This window comes from Pseudomonas cremoricolorata DSM 17059 = NBRC 16634 (genome assembly GCF_000425745.1).
GTDB lineage: Bacteria > Pseudomonadota > Gammaproteobacteria > Pseudomonadales > Pseudomonadaceae > Aquipseudomonas > Aquipseudomonas cremoricolorata.
Genome location: NZ_AUEA01000002.1, coordinates 15,005 through 32,148, shown reverse-complemented (window position 1 = coordinate 32,148; position 17,144 = coordinate 15,005). Strand labels below are relative to the sequence as shown.

The following is a 17,144-nucleotide window of genomic DNA, read 5'->3' as shown; positions in this document are numbered from 1 at the left end:
GCAAGGCTTGGACATTGGCCGCTTGGCCGGGGTTGCATGCTGCAGGCGGTAAGCGAGGATTTTTTACCCTGCCAGGGCGCCGCGCAGTATGCCTGAACCCGGGGGGCGGACGTAGTGGGGCATTGCGGGTGTTCATCAGGTCGTGGCGCAAGCTCGCTCGCGGCGCCGCAGAACCCGTGGGAACGGGCTTGCCGGCGAACCCCCTAGCGAGACTCCCCAGGCCGTTTGCCGTCGAACCACTGCGGCCACGAACTGCGATGGCGCGTGCCTACCTCGACGCACTCGATCAGTGTCTGGCTGGCCAGCGCCGCCTGTGGGTCGGCCTTGGCGGTGCGGTAGCGCACGCTATGGATGCATTCGCGGTCGCCGAACTCGCAGCGGTTCAGTTGGGTGCCGCCACACGGCCCGTTGGCCAGGCCCTTGGGGCAGGTCTCCGGGCAAATATACAGGGTCTGCTCCAGGCGGCAGCGGCCGCAGGTGTCGCAACCTACCAGGGGGCGTTTGGCACGGCGCTCCAGCCAGTGCAGCCAGCGCGCGCCGCGCCGGCCTTGCCAGAACGGCCGGCGCACGGCCCAGGCGAAGCCGCGACTGAGCGGGGTGCTGGCGCTGAACAGTTGGTGGTGCAGGCGGCCGAGCAGCTTGACCCGCGCCGCCTCGCGCCACGACGGCTGCACCTGCGATTGGCCCTGGCGCCAGTTGCCCTGCTCGGGATGAAACGTCACCGGCGCGCAGCCGTCGATGTGCCAGGCCTCGTTCCAGGCCGCTTGCCAATCGGCCGGGCTATGGATTTGCGCCTGGCAGGCCTGCACCTCAGCTTCCAGGGCATCCATGTGCTGCGCCTCGTGCAGGCCAGACAGATGCACCCCGGCATAGCCAAGCCGTTGCAGCTCGATGATCTGCAAGGCCAGGCGACGCACACTACGGGCCTGGGCGAAGGCCTTGGACACCGCAGCCTCGGCCTCGAGCATCGCCAGCATCGAGGCCGACACGGTGACCCCGGCCACATGTCCGAGCATCTTCGCCCGACCGTGGGTCAGCGCCAGCAGGCAGGCGATCAGTGGCCGCGGCTGTGGCTGGCGCTGCATCCAGTGCAGCGCCTCGACATGCTTGTCCATGTCGAAACCCAGCTGCAAATCGAGAAAGTCGGCCCCGGCCTGCAGCTTCTTGGCCGCTTTGAAATACTGCGCGCCGCCTTCTTCCTCGCGGTACTTGAACGGGTTCAGCGCAGCACCGAGCAGCCAGTCGGGGCGGGCCTGGCGGATGATGCCCAGCGCCGCCACCGATTCCAGATAGCGCACCGGGCGCTGCCCTGGCTGATGGCCGTGCAGGCGGTCGCCGGTGAGCACCAGCATCTGCGCAAGGCCCGCCGCGTCCATGCGTTGCAACTGCGCCAGCAGCTCGCTGCGCTCGCGGTCCTTGCCGGAGAAGTGCAGCAGCGCCGGCACTGGCTCGGGCAGTGAGTCGAAGGCGTCGAGGGGGGAAAGATCCAGCGCGCTGCCGACCCGGTCGCCGATCGACACGGTCAGCGGCCAGCCACAGAAACCGCCGCGCGCCATCATCGTCGCCACCGCGCTGAAGCGCTGCGCGGACGGCTTGGGCACGAACTCCAGAATGCACACGAACTGGCCTTGCTGCAGAGCGTTCTTGAGGGCGGTCATGACTCGGCTTACCTGGGCGTGAAGACGCCCTCAGTGTGCCCCATTGCGCGCAATCGCGTTGTCTGTGCGCGCAGGCGATGTGGCTGAATCCGACATGTCCGGGAGCCACCGCAGGGCGCCCCGGTACAGTGGCCGGCGCGATCTACAGTGCAGCTGCAGACCACCGGTCGCATGCTGCTGTCGGCCGACCGAACGGTCGCCTTCGGGCGAGGTTCTGGATGTATGGTGCAAGAGGCTGCCTGCCCTGTTTCCAGGCCCGAGCACCTGCCTGTGTTCGCGCCTGCCGCGAGCAGCCCACTTGCTACCCAGAGGGTCGTGACATGTCTCTGATCGGCGTTTCAATGCTTGAAATGCGCCAGATGATCGAACAGGCCTGCCTGCCTGATCGCTGCGAAGTTACCTGCCCGGACGGGGTCTGCCTGACCATCCGCCTTGGCCAGGGCGAGAGCCTGGAATCCTGCGTGCTGCTGACCGGTGTGCCTATCGACAGCCTCAACAGTTGCCGTGATGTGGTGGGGCTGGTCGGCCAGTTGCGCCTGGAGCAGCGGCGTCAGGGGTTGCGCCGGTACGCGTGATTCCTGCGCCGACCATTCGCGGCTGAAGCGGCTCTTACAGGGCCTGTAGGAGCAGCTTTAGCCGCGAATGGCCTTGTGATGCCAAGCAGAACCCACGACCACCCCGCATTCAGCCCAACTGCTCGGCAATGAACCGAGCCGTTCGACTGGCCTTGCAGTCTGCCACCTGGCGCGGCGTGCCACTGGCCACCACTGTGCCGCCCGCGTTGCCGGCACCGGGGCCGATGTCGATCACCCAGTCGCTTTGCGCCACAACGCGCATATCGTGTTCCACCACCAGCACGCTGTGTCCGGCCTCCACCAGCCGCTGCAATTGCTGCAGCAGGCGGTCGATGTCGTGGGGGTGCAGGCCGTTGGTGGGTTCGTCCAGCACATACAAACTCGCCCCGCGGGCCTGACGTTGCAGCTCGGTCGCCAGCTTGATGCGCTGCGCTTCGCCGCCCGAAAGCTCGGTGGCCGGCTGGCCCAGGCGCAGGTAACCCAGGCCGATGTCGTGCAGCACGTGCAGGCTGCGGGCGATGGCAGGTTGTTCGGTGAACACCTCCAGCGCCTGCTCGACGGTCAGTTGCAGCACATCGGCAATGCTCAGGCCCTGCCAGGTCACCGCGAGGGTTTCGGGGTTGTAGCGCGCGCCGTGGCAGGCCGGGCAGGGCGCGTAGACGCTGGGCATGAACAGCAATTCGACGCTGACGAAGCCTTCACCCTCGCACTCGCTGCAGCGGCCCTTGGCCACGTTGAAGGAAAAGCGCCCAGCGTCGAAGCCCAGCGCCTTGGCCTGTTCGGTGGCGGCGAACAGCTTGCGCACGTGGTCGAACAGGCCGGTGTAGGTGGCAAGATTCGACCGCGGTGTGCGGCCGATCGGCTTTTGATCGACATTCACCAGACGCTTGATGTGCTCCATCCCGCCACTGATTCGACCCTCACTGCGGATCAGCGCGTCATCTTCAAGGCCCTGCGCCTCGTCTTCTGCCGGGCTATGCCCCAACTGCGCGCCGACCAATTCGAGCAGCGCCTGACTGACCAGGCTGGATTTGCCCGAGCCGCTGATACCGGTCACTGCCGTGAAGCACGCCAGCGGCACTGCGACGCTGAGGTCGACCAGGTTGTTGCGGGTGATGCCGTCGAGCTGCAACCAGTGCCGAGGTTCGCGGGGCGTGCGCGGTGGCGCGGGGTCACGCTCGAACAGGAACGGCCGGGTGCGCGATTCGGCGACCTCGGCCAGCCCCGCCGGCGGCCCGCTGTAGAGAATCCGCCCGCCACCTTCGCCTGCCGCCGGGCCGACATCCACCAGCCAGTCGGCGCGCTGCATGATCGCCAGGTCGTGCTCGACCACGAACACCGAATTACCCGATTGCCTGAGCCGCTCCAGCGCGGCATACAGCGCTTCGCTGTCGGCCGGGTGCAGGCCGGCAGAGGGCTCGTCGAGCACGTAGATCACCCCGAACAACTGCGAGTTGAGCTGGGTCGCCAGACGCAGGCGTTGCAGCTCGCCGGAGGACAGGCTCGGCGTGCTGCGCTCCAGCGCCAGATAGCCCAGGCCAAGGTCGAGCAGGGCGTGCAGGCGCTCGAGCAGTTCTGCGGCGATGCGCTGGGCGGCCAGGCGTTTTTCCACCGACAGCCCGTCGCTGTGCGCGCCTGTGCCGCTGGCCACCGGACGCAGCAGCGCGGCCAGTTCATCCAGGCTCAGGCGCGACAGCTCGGCGATGTCCAGCCCGGCGAAGGTCACGCTCAGCGCTGCTTGCTTGAGGCGTTTGCCTGCACACACCGGGCAGTCGCTGGGCAGCATGAACTGCGCGACGCGCTTGCGCATCTGCGCGCTCTGCGACTGCATGAAGGTGTGTAGCACGTAGCGCCTGGCGCCGCTGAAGGTGCCTTGGTAACTGGGTTCGAGCTTGCGCTTGAGTGCCTCGCGGGTCTGCGCCGGGGTCAGCCCGGCGTACACCGGCACGCTGGGCGTTTCGTCGGTGAACAGAATCCACTGGCGTTGTTCCTGCGGCAGATCGCGCCACGGTACGTCCACGTCATAGCCCAGGGTCACCAGAATGTCGCGCAGGTTCTGCCCTTGCCAGGCCGGTGGCCAGGCGGCGATGGCGCGCTGGCGGATGCTCAGCGACGGGTCCGGAACCAGGCTCGCTTCGTTCACCTCGTACACCCGGCCCAGGCCGTGGCAGTGACTGCACGCACCCTGCGGGGTGTTGGCGGAAAAGTCCTCGGCATAGAGCATCGCTTGCCCAGCCGGGTAGTGCCCGGCGCGCGAATAGAGCATGCGGATCGAGCTGGACAAGGTGGTCACGCTGCCCACCGACGAGCGTGCGCTGGGGGTGCCGCGCTGCTGTTGCAGGGCCACTGCCGGCGGCAGGCCTTCGATGGCGTCCACCTCCGGCACCCCGACCTGATCGATCAGCCGCCGCGCATAGGGCGCCACCGATTCGAAGTAGCGGCGCTGGGCCTCGGCATACACGGTCGAGAACGCCAGCGACGACTTGCCCGAGCCTGAGACGCCGGTGAACACCACCAGGGCGTCACGCGGGATGTCGACATCGACGTTCTGCAAGTTGTGCTCGCGGGCGCCGCGCACCTTGACGAAACCGGAAGGGTTGAACGAAGCGCTGGGCTTGCGAGGCATGGGGCAGGGTCCTGGTTACAGTCCAATCCAGCTAGGACCGCCTGGGCTCAGGAGGCGTTCAGCGCCGTCGCCTGTTGCAGACGCTCGAGCATGGCCGTGCGCAAGGCGTGCGGGCGCTTGACCCTTAACTTGCCAGCATGGGCCAGCAGCCAAGCCATCAGGGCTTTGTCGTCGCGCACGCTGGCCGCGACATGGCCGCCACCGAGCTCGTCACGGCGCATCTGCATGTCGCTGGAAAGGGGCGATTGCAGCAGCTGTTCAGCCAGCTCGGCGTCGACCCACAGGTACAGGTCGAGCATCGCCGTCGCAGTGCTGCCGGCGCCGTCGGCGCAGTGCTCCGGATCGAGCGGGTAGAGGTCGAGTTCAGGCAGCAGGTACCAGCCAAATGGCGTGCCCTGGTCGTTGCGGCGCAGCGGGAACAGTGCCGACAGCTCGTTCAGATCGCGCTCGATGGTGCGCTTGCTGGTGCTGTGGCCGGCTTCGCTCAGCGCCCGGTGCAGGTGCGTGGAGGTGGTGCCGGGGTGTTGCGAAGGCAGCAGCTTGAGCAGCTGCCACTGGCGAGCGATGGTGTGGCGGGTGGAATGGCTGGGCAAGGTCAGGTCCGGTAGTGGCACAAAGCTATGATCGCAGCATAGCGTGCCACACCGGCTCCGCCAAGCGCCGCACGGCGGCCATTGCGGCGTGCCGTGACGGGCGAGGAAGTGCTTAGAAAGTGTACGAGACCCCGGCCTGGACGGTGCGCGGCGCGCCCGGATAGGCATAGGTGAGGAACGAGCCTTCGTCGTAGCCCTTGTTGAACACGTTCTTCAGGTCGAGGTTCAGGCGCACGTGCTCGTTGACCTTGTAGAAGCTCAGCAAGTCGACCACGCTGTAGCGCTCCATGGTGTAGGTCACCGCTTCGGTGGCCGCGTTGCGGTCGTCGACGTACTTGAAGCCGACGCCAAGGCCCAGGCCTTTGGCGAAGCCGTCCTGGAATTCGTAGGTGTTGAGCAGGCTCAGGGTATTGCGCGGGATGTTCGCCAGGCGGGTGCCGGTCGGCACACGGTTGTCCTTGGTCACTTCGGCGTCGACATAGGAATAGCCACCGATCACGCGCCACTCGGGGGTGATGTTGCCTGCCACGTTGAGGTCCAGACCGCGGCTGCGTACCTCGCCGGCTGCCACACTGAAGTTGGCGTTGGCCGGGTCGAGCGTCAGCACGTTTTCTTTCTCGATGTGGTAGATCGCCGCATCGGCGCTGAGCTGGCGGTCCAGCGCTTCCCATTTCAGCCCCAGCTCATACGACTTGCCCTTTTCCGGGTCGAAGCCGCCACCGCCGAAGGCAGCGCCGGTATTGGGCTTGAACGAGCGCGCGGTGTTGGCGTAAACGGCCAGGGTGTCGGTGAGGTCGTAGATCACGCCCAGGCGCGGGGTGACGCTGTTTTCGCCCTTGTCGAAGGTGCGGCTGGCCAACACGTAGTCTTCGTTGTGGTTTTCGAAGCGCTCGAAACGCAGGCCGCCCAGGACCTTGAGGCGTTCGGTGAGCGCCACCTGGTCCTGGATGAAGAAGGCCCAGGTCTTGAGGTTGGACTTGTCGTGGGTCGGGGTGCGGGTCAGGGCCGGGCGCGGCTGGCCGAGCACCGGGTCGTAGATGTCGATCGGGTACTGATCGGCGCCGCTGGCCGAGCGCATGATGATCGACTTGTAGTCGTAGTCTTCGTATTCCACACCGGTCAGCAAGGTGTGGGAGACGTTGCCGGTGTCGAAGTGGCCGGTCAGGTTGAGCTGGTAGTCGCGGTCGGTCCATTCCAGCTTGCGGTAGTTGAAGTTGCGTCCCAGGGTGCGGTTGTCCGCTTGCAGGCCGTTGGCCTCGACTGCATTGCCCTTGAGGCTGCCGTCGAGCCACTGCATGCCGCCGCCCAGGGTCCAGTTGTCGTTGAGGCTGTGCTCGAAGCGCACCTGGGCCATGTTGTTGTCGTTGTGCAGCAGGTTGTCGCTGCCCTTTTCCCACAGGTAGGTGTCGCGCGAGGCGCCAGCGGTCTGCGTGGTGTAGCGGGTCAGGCCGCGGTCGAGCGGGTGGTTGTTGCGCATGAAGTCGCCTTCGAAGACCACCTTGGTGGTCTCGTTGATCTGCCAGCTGATCACCGGCGCGACGTCGTAGCGTTCGGTCTGGACGTCATCGCGAAAGCTCTCGCCGCCTTCGCCGAGGATGTTCAGGCGGTAGGCCAGGCTGCCGTCCTGGTTGAGCGGGCCGGTGGCATCGAGGGTGCCGCGGTGCATGCCGTAGTCATCGAATTGCGTGCCCACGGTGACCTTGGATTCGGCCTGGGGCTGCTTGCTGACCACGTTGAAGGTGCCGCCCGGGTCGCCGCGGCCGTACAGGCTGGTGGCCGGGCCGCGCAGCACTTCCAGGCGCTCGATGGTGTTGGCGTCGGGGGCGTTGGGGTAGCCGCGGTTGATCGGAAAACCGTTGCGGTAGAACTCGCCAGTAGTGAAGCCGCGCACGGTGAAGGTGGTCAGGCCCTGACCGCCGAAGTTGTTCGCCCGACCGACGCCGCCGGCGTAGTCCAGGGCATCCTGCAGGCGCGTGGCGCCGGTGTCCTCGACCACGTCCTTGGGCACCACGCTGACCGACTGCGGGGTTTCGTGCAGGGCCGTGTCGGTGCGCGTGGCGCTGGCCGAACGCGAGGCCTTGTAGCCCACCACCGGGCCGTCGACACGCTCGAATTCGCCGTCGGCGCTGATGTTCACGGCATCGAGCTGAATGTTGCCGACCTCGAGCGGCGGTTGCGCCGCCCAGACCAAGGTGGGCGCGGCGTGAAGCAGGCACAGCGAGACGAACGAGCGACGCATCGAGATCAAGTCCTGAATGAGATGTAAGGCTTTGTAAATGCGGCGCGATAGTATCTGGTAATTATTCGTATTCACAGCGGTTTTTGGTGTGCCAGATACCTGTGCCTTGCCAATGACGCCAACGAACGGGCGTGGTTGTGAGCTGCCGCACAGCCGCGTACCATGCCGGGCAATCCTTCCAATAAAAACTTCGTGCCGGCGCCCCCAAGGGCGGATGGCGTCTAGCCCATTGTCTTGCGGAGCCGATTCTCGCCCATGCACGGTCCCATCCCCCTCACCACGCCAGCGCCCGCCGGCGGCGGCAGTTGGCTGAGCGTCATCGCCCTGGCCCTGGCGGCGTTCATCTTCAACACCACCGAGTTCGTGCCGGTGGCGCTGCTCAGTGACATCGGCGCCAGCTTCAGCATGACCCCGGCGCAAGTCGGCCTGATGCTCACGGTCTATGCCTGGGTAGTGGCGCTGACCTCGCTGCCGATGATGTTGCTGACCCGTAACGTCGAGCGCCGCAAGCTGTTGCTGTGTGTGTTTCTGGTGTTCACCGTCAGCCACGTGCTGTCGTGGATGGCGCAGAGTTTTGCCATGCTGCTGCTCAGCCGGATCGGCATCGCCCTGGCCCACGCGGTGTTCTGGGCCATCACCGCATCGCTTGCGGTGCGCGTGGCGCCGCCTGGGCAGCAGGCCAAGGCGCTGGGGTTGCTGGCCACCGGCACCACCCTGGCCATGGTTCTGGGCATTCCGCTCGGGCGCGTGGTGGGCGAAGCGCTGGGCTGGCGGGTGACGTTCCTGAGCATCGCCGGCGTGGCCCTGGCGACGATGCTCTGCCTGATGAAGTCGCTGCCGCTGCTGCCGAGTCAGAATTCCGGCTCGCTGCGCAGCCTGCCGATTCTGTTCCGCCGCCCGGCGCTGGTGATTACCTATGCACTGGTGACCCTGGTGATCACTGCGCAATTCACCGCCTACAGCTACATCGAGCCCTTCGCCCTGCACGTCGCGCAGATCGGCGGCGAGCGCACCACGCTGCTGCTGCTGCTGTTCGGCGGCGCCGGGGTGATCGGCTCGGTGTTGTTCAGCCGCTACAGCGAGCGTTTCCCGCAGGGCTTCCTGCTCGGCTCGATCGCCAGCCTGGCGCTGTGCCTGCTGTTGCTGCTGCCGCTGTCCGGGCACTTCTATGTGCTGTCGGCGCTGAGCATGCTCTGGGGCATTGCTATCCTCAGCTTCAGCCTGGCCTTGCAGTCCAAGACCCTCAAGCTTGCAAGCGATGCCACCGATGTGGCGATGGCGCTGTTCTCCGGCATCTACAACATCGGCATCGGTGGCGGCGCGCTGCTCGGCAGCATCGTCAGCAGCCAGCTGGGGGTGGCCAACATCGGCCTGGTCGGTGGCAGCGTGGCGCTGCTCGGCCTGCTGCTGGCGCTGCTCGGCACCCGGCGCTTTGCACAGGCCCAGGCACCGCACTGACGGTTTCGCCTACAGCAGGGTCAGCCAGGCCGAGGCCAGCAACAGCCCGGCCAGGCTGCGGTTGAACAGGCGCCGCGCCCCGGGCGCCTGCAGCCAGCGCGCGCTGCTGGCGCCGAGCCAGGCCCAGGCAGCCATGCTCGGCAGTGCCACCAGCAGGAACACCAGCGCCAATTGCCAGACCGGCAGCGCCGGTGTGGCGAACACGCCAATCACCGCCACCGCCATCCACCACACTTTCGGGTTGAGCAATTGCAGCGCCGCCGCGCTGCCAGGGCCAAAGGGCTTGCCCTGGGTCGCCTCGAGCGGCGCGCCGGCACTGCGCAGCATGCACAGCGCCAGCCAGCTCAACCAGGCCACGCCCAGCCAGCTCATCGCCCGCTGCACCTGTGGCTGGCCGAGCAGCCAGTCCCCCAGGCCCAGACCCACCACCCAGACGATCGCCGCAGCCGCCAGGCACGCGGCCAGCACCGGCAGCAGGCTGGCGCGCCAGCCACGGCGGGCGGCGTGGGCGAGGATCAACAGGTTGGTCGGGCCGGGGCTGATACTGGCGGCCAAGGCGAACAGGGTGAAAGGCAGCAGGGTGGGGGACATGGGCGACGCTCCTGACGGTGGAGTCATCATCCTCGCCGCCCGCTGTGCGCTCAGTCTGGAAGGTCTGTGCAGCGCTTGCGGTAGTCGGCTGGGGTCAGCCGGTAGGCGCGGCGGAACCAACGGCCCATATGGCTCTGGTCGGCAAAGCCGAGGCGGGCGGCAACCGCTGCCGGGGTCTGTCCGCGACTGAGCAATTGCCGCGCCTGGGTCAGACGCAGTTGAATCAGATAGGCATGGGGTGCCAGGCCATAGGCGGCCTTGAAGGCGCGGGTCAGGCGGTAGCGGTCGGTGTTGCAGGCGGCGGCCAGTTGCTCCAGGCCGATGTCTTCGGCCACATGTGCATGCAGGTACTCGCGGGCGCGCTGCGCGGTCAGCGGCAGGCGCGGGTCAATCGCCAGGCGCTGGCGCCACTGCAAGTGGCGGGTGACGGCGCAGAGCAGGTCGTCGCTGGCAGTTTCGCGCACGATACGCAGCTCTTTGCCATGCACGGCGTGGAAGGCTCGCACGGTAGCGGCGGCCAGTTGCGGGTCTGCGTTCAGGGTGTCGGCAAACCCCGGCAACGCCTGTTGCGGGGCGTGTTCGAACAGCGCGCGCAACTCGCGCTCCAGCCACTGCGGTGGCAGGTGCAGCATCGAATAGGTGAAGCCGTCTGCGCTGGGCGCATGTCCGTCGTGCAACTCGCCGGGTTCGAGTAGAAACACCTGCCCCGGCGTGCTCTGGTGGCGCTTGCGCCGGCAGTTGAACTGTTGCACGCCTTGCTCGGTGACACCGACCAGAAAGCTGTCGTGCCAGTGCGGGTCGTAGGCGTGGCCGACAAAGTGCGCGCGCAGCGACTCGATACCGGTCTCGGCGTCCTGCTGCAGGTCGATCCAGTTGCTCACGCGCGCCTCCACTGCCGGGCAAAGGGCTCAGGATAATGGCTGGCAAGCGTGAGGGTCTGGAACATCTGTGCAGTCATCCCAACGGTTTGCTTTCATCCAGCGCCAGCGGGTGCAGGGCGCGGAAGCTCTGTGCTTCTTCCACCAGCCAGTCATGCACGGCACGTGCCCCGGGTTGCAACAGGCCGGCCTGGGAATACAACAGCACGTAGCGCTTGTGGTTGGCGATCGGCACGCCGAACGGCACGATCAGCGCGCCGCGCTCCAGCTCGTCGTTGAGCAGGGTGCGCCGGGCAATCGCCACGCCCACCCCGGCGATGGCCGCCTCGATGCTCAGGTGATTGCGGTTGAAGGTGTGGCCGCGGCGCACGTCCAGGCCGTCGGCGCCGATGCCGCGCAGGTAGAACTCCCACTCGGCGTATTCCGAACTGCCGCGCCAGGCGGTGATGTCGTGCAGCAACGGGTAGTGGATCAGATCAGCCGGGCCATGCAGCGGTGGTCGCCCGCGCAGCAGCGCCGGTGAGCACACCGGAAAAATCTGTTCATCGAGCAATGGCGTCGAGAGCATGCCGGGGTAGCTGCCATCGTTGAGGTCGATGGCCAGGTCGAACTCGCTTTCATCCAGCGCCTGACTGCTGTCCTCGGCCACCAGGCGCAGTTCGATGTCCGGGTAGCGCTGCTGAAAGCGTGGCAGGCGCGGCGTCAGCCACTTGGCCAGGAACGAGGGGATCGAGCGCAGGCGCAAGGTGCCGCGGATTTCACCCGCATCCAGGCGCAGCAGTTCAGCTTCGATGCTGGCGTAGGCATCGCTGACGGTCTGTGCCAGCCGTTGGCCCTCTGCCGTCAGCTCGACACCACGCGCGCGGCGCAGGAACAGGCGAAAGCCTAGGCGCTCTTCGAGCTGGCGCATCTGCTGGCTGACCGCGCCGGGGGTGATGTGCAGCTCTTCGGCGCAGCGGGTGAACGACAAATGCCGCGCGGCGCAGGCGAAGACATGCAGCCACACATACACCTGCCCGTTCAATTGCCCTTTCATGGTTTAGTCCTGCTAAAGGCTTGCTTAGGAATTTTCGTTGGTCATTGTAGGCAATGAGGACGACGATAGTCTCCAACAGCAGCACCCATTCATTTTTCGGAGGGGCGGTGCAGCGGCCCAGTGCCGTGGAACCGCCAGGTATTAGCATGGCTATCAGTGTTTTTGATCTCTTCAAGATTGGCATCGGCCCCTCCAGCTCGCATACCGTCGGGCCCATGCGCGCCGCCGCCACCTTCGCCCAGGCCTTGCGCACTGCCGGTGTGCTGGAGCAGGTCAGCCGGGTCGAAGTGCGCCTGTATGGCTCGCTGTCGGCCACAGGCATTGGCCACGCCACCGACCGCGCCTGCCTGCTCGGGCTGATGGGCCAGTGGCCTGATCAGATCGACCCGCACAGCATCGAGCCGCGCATCGCTCAGTTGCTCAAGGAGCAGTGCCTGATTCTCGACGGTCGCCAGCCGGTGCACTTCGAGTACCAACGCGACATGCTGCTGCTCGACGAAGACCTGCCGTACCACCCCAACGCCATGTCGCTGGAAGCCTGGAACGGCGAGCAAAGCCTGCTCAAGCAAACCTACTACTCGGTCGGTGGCGGTTTCATCATCGAAGAAAGCGAGATCGACGCCCCGGCCAGTGACGCTGGGCAGGTCAACCTGCCGTATGAGTTTTCCTCCGGTGCCGAACTGCTGGCATTGTGCAAACGCTACAACCTCAGCGTCAGCCAATTGATGATGGCCAACGAGCGCGCCTGGCGCTGCGACGAGGAAATCCGCTCCGGCCTGCTGAAAATCTGGGCGGCCATGCAGCAGTGCGTGGAAAACGGACTACGCAACGAAGGCACTTTGCCCGGTGGCCTGAACGTCAAGCGCCGCGCTGCCAAGCTGCACCGCAGCCTGCAAGAGCTGGGCAAGCCCAACGTGATCGGCTCGACCCTGAGCGCCATGGAGTGGGTCAACCTGTTCGCCCTGGCGGTCAACGAGGAAAACGCCGCCGGCGGACGCATGGTCACCGCGCCGACCAACGGCGCGGCCGGCATCATCCCCGCGGTGCTGCACTACTACATGAAGTTCAACCCGCAGGTGTCCGACGACGACGTGGTGAACTTCCTCCTCGCCGCCGCAGCGGTGGGCATTCTGTGCAAGAAGAACGCTTCGATCTCCGGTGCCGAAGTGGGCTGCCAGGGTGAAGTCGGCTCGGCCTGCTCGATGGCCGCTGCGGGCTTGGCCGACATCCTCGGCGCCACTCCCGAACAAGTGGAAAATGCTGCGGAAATCGCCCTCGAGCACAACCTTGGCCTGACCTGCGACCCGGTCGGTGGTCTGGTGCAGGTGCCGTGCATCGAGCGCAACGCCATCGCCGCCGTCAAGGCCATCAACGCCGTGCAGATGGCCCTGCGCGGCGACGGCGAACACTTCATCTCGCTCGACCGGGTGATCCGCACCATGCGCGACACCGGTGCGGACATGCACGCCAACTACAAGGAAACCTCGCGCGGCGGGCTGGCGGTGGCGTTCGTCGAGTGTTGAGAGGGTCAGATGCGCGCACGTGGCCAGGCATGCCGGGCGGCAGCGTGTGCGCACCTTCCGGCTTCGTCAGCCAGTGGCAACTTCCTTGATTCGTGACCAATCGCGAGCCACCTCTTCGACGCTGCTACAGGCTACCCGAGCCAGATCCCTGGGGTAGCTCACCCCCGGGTTCTCATCGAACCGGGTGGCCGTGAACTGGCCGTTGCTGGCGCGCAGAATCACTCCGCTGTCCTGGCACAGGCGGCTTGCCAAGTACAGCACGCCGGGCGCGACCCACTCAGGCTTCAGGTCCTGCGGGGGTTGTTCGATACCCCACATGCGCGTCTTGGCCACCGGAGAGATGGCGTTGACCAGAATGCCGTGGGGCGCGCCTTCTGCGCTCAGTGCGTTCATGATGCCCACTTGCGCCATCTTGCCCGCCGCATAGGCGCTCAACCCCGGTTGCGCATAGCACTGATACAGGGCACGGTCCGAAGTGGTCAGCACGATTCGTGGCGCAGGGGCGCCGCGCAGGTGCGGCCAGGCATGCTTGCACAGCCAGATCGGCGCGCGCAGGTTGATGCCGATGGCGCGTTCCAGAAAGGCATCTTCCTGCTCTTCGATGGGTTGGTAACCGACCCAGCCGGCGTTATGAATGACAATGTCCAGCGCGCCGAACTGCGCGATTGTCAGCTCCACAAGCGCCCGACAGCCGGGTTCATCGTCGAGCGCGCCGCTGTGGGTGATGAGTCGGCCATTGGCGTTGGGTACCAGGCGGGCGACTTCGGCGATTCGTTGCGGGTCGTTACCTTCGCCTGAACGATCGGTGCCCAGATCGCTGGCGACGACCTTGGCACCGCGTTCGAGCAATGCCTGCACGTAACACAGGCCCAACCCCTGCGCGGCACCGGTGACTATCGCGACCTTGCCGTCAAACAACGACTCGTCGGTATCAAGTAGAGGGTTCATCGTGGGTCTCTAGAAATGGGCGTTTCACGATGATGAGCAGGATGGGTCGATCCGTAAAATATCTTATCCGTTGCCGATGAAGACCTCCGGAGTATCAATCGGCAGGCGTTCACGTACGCGCTCGATCAGCTGGTCGCGAATCACGCTGGACGTTCGCTCTCGCCAGGCCATCAACAACGGCACGTGGCGCAACTGCTCAGAAGCGTTTACCTCGATCGCCCTGAACACCACATCGTCGCGCGTCGCATCCGCCATCGAGGCGGGCAGCAGCGCGACGCCGAATTCTCCGGCCACCAGCGCCACCAGCGTCTGCAGGAGCCGCGCCTGCTGCACGATACGCGGTGTGTAGCCTGCGGTTTGGCACAGTTGCACGATCTGGTCATGGAAGCCTTGGCCCAGATGCCGTGGCGAAGCGACGAAGTCATCGTCCGCGAGCGCGGCCAGAGGCACAGGATCAGTGTTGGCCAAGCGATGCGAGGCGGGCAGGGCGATGATGATTGGCTCTTCCAGCAGGGTGATCCAGCGCAAACCCGGCGCCGTCCGACCGGGCGGACGCATGAAGGCAAGGTCGGCGCGGCCGTGCTCCAGCGCATCGACCTGCTCCTGGGTGGTGGCCTCCTGCATCGTCAGCGCGACCGCCGGGTAGTCGCTACGAAAGCGCCTGAGCACCTGCAACAGTTGCCCGTAGGGCGCGAGATTGATGAAGGTCAGGGTCAGATGCCCCTCCATGCCCTTGGCGACCCGGCGCGTGTGCTCGACGCCTTGATCGAGGGTTTCCAGCACTGTTCTGGCCCATTGCAGGAACACCGTACCGGCCGATGTCAGCGCAACGCTGCGACTGTTTCGTTCGAGCAACGGCGCGCCAATTTCCTGCTCCAGTCGACGAATCGCCTGACTCAGTGGCGGCTGGGCCATGTGCAAGCGCTGCGCTGCGCGGTTGAAATGCAGCTCCTCGGCGACGGCGATGAATTGCTGCAGCAGGCGGGTTTCAATCACAGGCGTTGCTCCTTGCACTGGCCGCTGGCAAAAAAAATGGCGCCGAAGCGCCATTTTGCAGTACTCGACGAGGCTTAAACCACCACACCCTGGCTGCGCAGGTAGTCGTCGTAGGTGCCGCTGAAGTCGACGACGCCATCGGGCGTGAGTTCCAGAATGCGCGTGGCCAGCGAGGAAACGAATTCACGGTCGTGGCTGACGAACAGCAGCGTGCCCGGGTAGTTCTCCAGCGCCAGGTTCAGCGCCTCGATCGATTCCATGTCCAGGTGGTTGGTCGGTTCGTCCATCACCAGCACGTTGGGCTTTTGCAGGATCAGCTTGCCGAACAGCATGCGGCCTTGCTCACCACCAGAAATCACCTTGACCGACTTGAGGATCTCGTCGTTGGAGAACAGCATGCGCCCCAGGGTGCCGCGAATCACCTGCTCGCCGCTGGTCCACTGACCCATCCAGTCGAACAGGCTGACGTCGTCCTCGAATTCGTGGGCGTGGTCTTGGGCGTAATAGCCGACTTCGGCGCTGTCGGTCCATTTCACCGCGCCGGCGTCGGCTTGCAGTTCACCGACCAGGGTGCGCAGCAGGGTGGTCTTGCCGATGCCGTTGGGGCCGATGATCGCCACGCGCTCGCCGGCTTCGACGGTGAAGCTGAAGTCCTTGAACAGCACCTTTTCGTCGAACGACTTGGCCATTTTCTCCACGGTCACGGCCTGACGGTGAAGCTTTTTGGTCTGCTCGAAACGAATGAACGGGCTGACCCGGCTCGACGGCTTGACCTCGGCCAGTTGGATCTTGTCGATCTGCTTGGCACGCGAGGTGGCCTGCTTGGCCTTCGAGGCGTTGGCCGAGAAGCGGCTGACGAAGGTTTGCAGTTCGGCGATCTGGGCTTTCTTCTTGGCGTTGTCCGACAGCAACTGCTCGCGTGCCTGGGTGGCGGCCATCATGTACTCGTCATAGTTGCCCGGGAACAGGCGCAGCTCGCCGTAGTCCAGGTCAGCCATGTGGGTGCACACGCTGTTGAGGAAGTGCCGGTCGTGGGAAATGATCACCATGGTGCTGTTACGCGCGGTGAGAATCGTCTCCAGCCAGCGGATGGTGTTGATGTCCAGGTGGTTGGTCGGCTCGTCGAGCAGCAGCACGTCCGGATCCGAGAACAGCGCCTGCGCCAGCAGCACCCGCAGCTTCCAGCCCGGCGCCACTTCACTCATCGGCCCGAAATGCTGTTCCAGCGGAATGCCCAGGCCCAGCAGCAGCTCACCGGCACGGGACTCGGCGGTGTAACCGTCCATTTCAGCGAACTCGGTTTCCAGCTCGGCGACGGCCATGCCATCGTCTTCGGTCATTTCCGGCAACGAATAGATGCGATCACGCTCAGCCTTGACCTGCCACAGCTGGCCATGACCCATGATCACCGTGTCGATGACCGAGTACTGCTCATAGGCGAACTGATCCTGGCGCAGCTTACCCAAGCGGGTATTGGGCTCGAGCATGACCTGGCCGCCGGTAGGCTCCAGATCACCACCCAGGATTTTCATGAAGGTGGACTTGCCACAACCGTTGGCGCCGATCAGGCCGTAACGGTTGCCATTGTTGAATTTGACCGAGACGTTTTCGAACAGCGGCTTGGAGCCGAATTGCATGGTGATGTTGGCGGTAGAGATCAAGTGCTTGTCCTGCGGGGGTTCCAGAGGTGTATTGGGTCCCTCTTGTCAGTGATGGGCCATTCTTGGGCCGATCCGACGCGGGGCGATCGCTTCTCCAGCTCCCTCCAGTCCGAGGAGGAGCTGATCCATTTCGCGTAGGTAGAGGGCGACATCTCGACGCGATGTCCGCGCAAGTTGGCGATGAATAGGTAATTCATTCCAGCCATCAGGCACGGTGTTGCGTAGGTGTGGCGGGTGTCGTACTGGCGACGCTCACGGATGTTCAGCGCGCTGGGCGCCGATTTGAAGGGGCGGATTGTAACACTTGCCTCGTTGATCCACAGCCCACCATTGCGTAGCTGCAGGACGAAAGGGCTGGCTGG

At 65.4% G+C, this 17,144-nt stretch carries 14 protein-coding genes; 3 read left to right on the top strand and 11 right to left on the bottom strand.

Going from position 1 to position 17,144, the window contains the following annotated elements:
- Positions 1-203 precede the first annotated feature (203 nt).
- On the bottom strand, positions 204-1,658 hold the full coding sequence (locus tag H618_RS0102675; RefSeq protein WP_028693594.1) for a methylenetetrahydrofolate reductase C-terminal domain-containing protein: 1,455 nt from the start codon (positions 1,656-1,658) through the stop codon (positions 204-206).
- Between the two features lie 320 nt (positions 1,659-1,978).
- Here H618_RS0102675 and H618_RS21155 point away from each other — a divergent pair, with 320 nt between their 5' ends.
- A complete protein-coding gene (locus tag H618_RS21155) occupies positions 1,979-2,233 on the top strand; it encodes a DUF1652 domain-containing protein (protein WP_050577188.1) in 255 nt (84 codons plus the stop codon).
- 109 nt (positions 2,234-2,342) lie between these two features.
- On the opposite strand, the gene H618_RS0102665 is transcribed toward H618_RS21155, so the two are convergent.
- The 3 genes from H618_RS0102665 to H618_RS0102655 form a co-directional block, all read right to left on the bottom strand.
- On the bottom strand, positions 2,343-4,859 hold the full coding sequence (locus tag H618_RS0102665; RefSeq protein ID WP_028693593.1) for an excinuclease ABC subunit UvrA: 2,517 nt from the start codon (positions 4,857-4,859) through the stop codon (positions 2,343-2,345).
- A 47-nt stretch (positions 4,860-4,906) separates the two neighbouring features.
- Positions 4,907-5,452 (bottom strand): WCX domain-containing protein, encoded by a 546-nt coding sequence (locus H618_RS0102660; protein ID WP_028693592.1) that lies wholly within the window; start codon positions 5,450-5,452, stop codon positions 4,907-4,909.
- Positions 5,453-5,564: 112 nt separating this feature from the next.
- Positions 5,565-7,691, bottom strand: a complete 2,127-nt coding sequence (locus tag H618_RS0102655; protein ID WP_028693591.1) for a TonB-dependent siderophore receptor — start codon at positions 7,689-7,691, stop codon at positions 5,565-5,567.
- A 255-nt stretch (positions 7,692-7,946) separates the two neighbouring features.
- Here H618_RS0102655 and H618_RS0102650 point away from each other — a divergent pair, with 255 nt between their 5' ends.
- Positions 7,947-9,149: a sugar transporter gene (locus H618_RS0102650; protein ID WP_028693590.1), complete on the top strand. Its 1,203-nt coding sequence runs from the start codon at positions 7,947-7,949 to the stop codon at positions 9,147-9,149.
- 9 nt (positions 9,150-9,158) lie between these two features.
- Here the strand turns inward: H618_RS0102650 and H618_RS0102645 are convergent, their stop codons facing one another.
- The 3 genes from H618_RS0102645 to H618_RS0102635 all read right to left on the bottom strand — a co-directional run bounded on the left by H618_RS0102645 (position 9,159) and on the right by H618_RS0102635 (position 11,654).
- Positions 9,159-9,740, bottom strand: a complete 582-nt coding sequence (locus H618_RS0102645) for a LysE family translocator (protein ID WP_028693589.1) — start codon at positions 9,738-9,740, stop codon at positions 9,159-9,161.
- A 50-nt stretch (positions 9,741-9,790) separates the two neighbouring features.
- Positions 9,791-10,621: an AraC family transcriptional regulator gene (locus H618_RS0102640; protein ID WP_028693588.1), complete on the bottom strand. Its 831-nt coding sequence runs from the start codon at positions 10,619-10,621 to the stop codon at positions 9,791-9,793.
- 73 nt (positions 10,622-10,694) lie between these two features.
- The gene (locus H618_RS0102635) at positions 10,695-11,654 is read right to left on the bottom strand and encodes a LysR substrate-binding domain-containing protein (RefSeq protein ID WP_028693587.1); all 960 of its coding nucleotides are present in this window, start codon (positions 11,652-11,654) and stop codon (positions 10,695-10,697) included.
- Between the two features lie 146 nt (positions 11,655-11,800).
- On the opposite strand from H618_RS0102635, the gene H618_RS0102630 reads away from it, so the two are divergent.
- Positions 11,801-13,177: an L-serine ammonia-lyase gene (locus tag H618_RS0102630; protein ID WP_028693586.1), complete on the top strand. Its 1,377-nt coding sequence runs from the start codon at positions 11,801-11,803 to the stop codon at positions 13,175-13,177.
- Between the two features lie 66 nt (positions 13,178-13,243).
- On the opposite strand, the gene H618_RS0102625 is transcribed toward H618_RS0102630, so the two are convergent.
- The 4 genes from H618_RS0102625 to H618_RS23315 all read right to left on the bottom strand — a co-directional run bounded on the left by H618_RS0102625 (position 13,244) and on the right by H618_RS23315 (position 17,126).
- Positions 13,244-14,125 carry an SDR family NAD(P)-dependent oxidoreductase gene (locus tag H618_RS0102625; protein ID WP_033727422.1) on the bottom strand — a complete coding sequence of 294 codons (882 nt, stop codon included), beginning with the start codon at positions 14,123-14,125 and terminating at the stop codon, positions 13,244-13,246.
- 63 nt (positions 14,126-14,188) lie between these two features.
- Positions 14,189-15,121 carry a LysR family transcriptional regulator gene (locus H618_RS21150; RefSeq protein WP_050577187.1) on the bottom strand — a complete coding sequence of 311 codons (933 nt, stop codon included), beginning with the start codon at positions 15,119-15,121 and terminating at the stop codon, positions 14,189-14,191.
- Positions 15,122-15,195: 74 nt separating this feature from the next.
- Positions 15,196-16,782: an ABC-F family ATPase gene (locus tag H618_RS0102615; protein ID WP_028693584.1), complete on the bottom strand. Its 1,587-nt coding sequence runs from the start codon at positions 16,780-16,782 to the stop codon at positions 15,196-15,198.
- The gene (locus H618_RS23315) at positions 16,779-17,126 is read right to left on the bottom strand and encodes a site-specific integrase (RefSeq protein WP_081673694.1); all 348 of its coding nucleotides are present in this window, start codon (positions 17,124-17,126) and stop codon (positions 16,779-16,781) included. The genes H618_RS0102615 and H618_RS23315 overlap by 4 nt, the downstream gene beginning before the upstream one ends.
- Positions 17,127-17,144 lie beyond the last annotated feature (18 nt).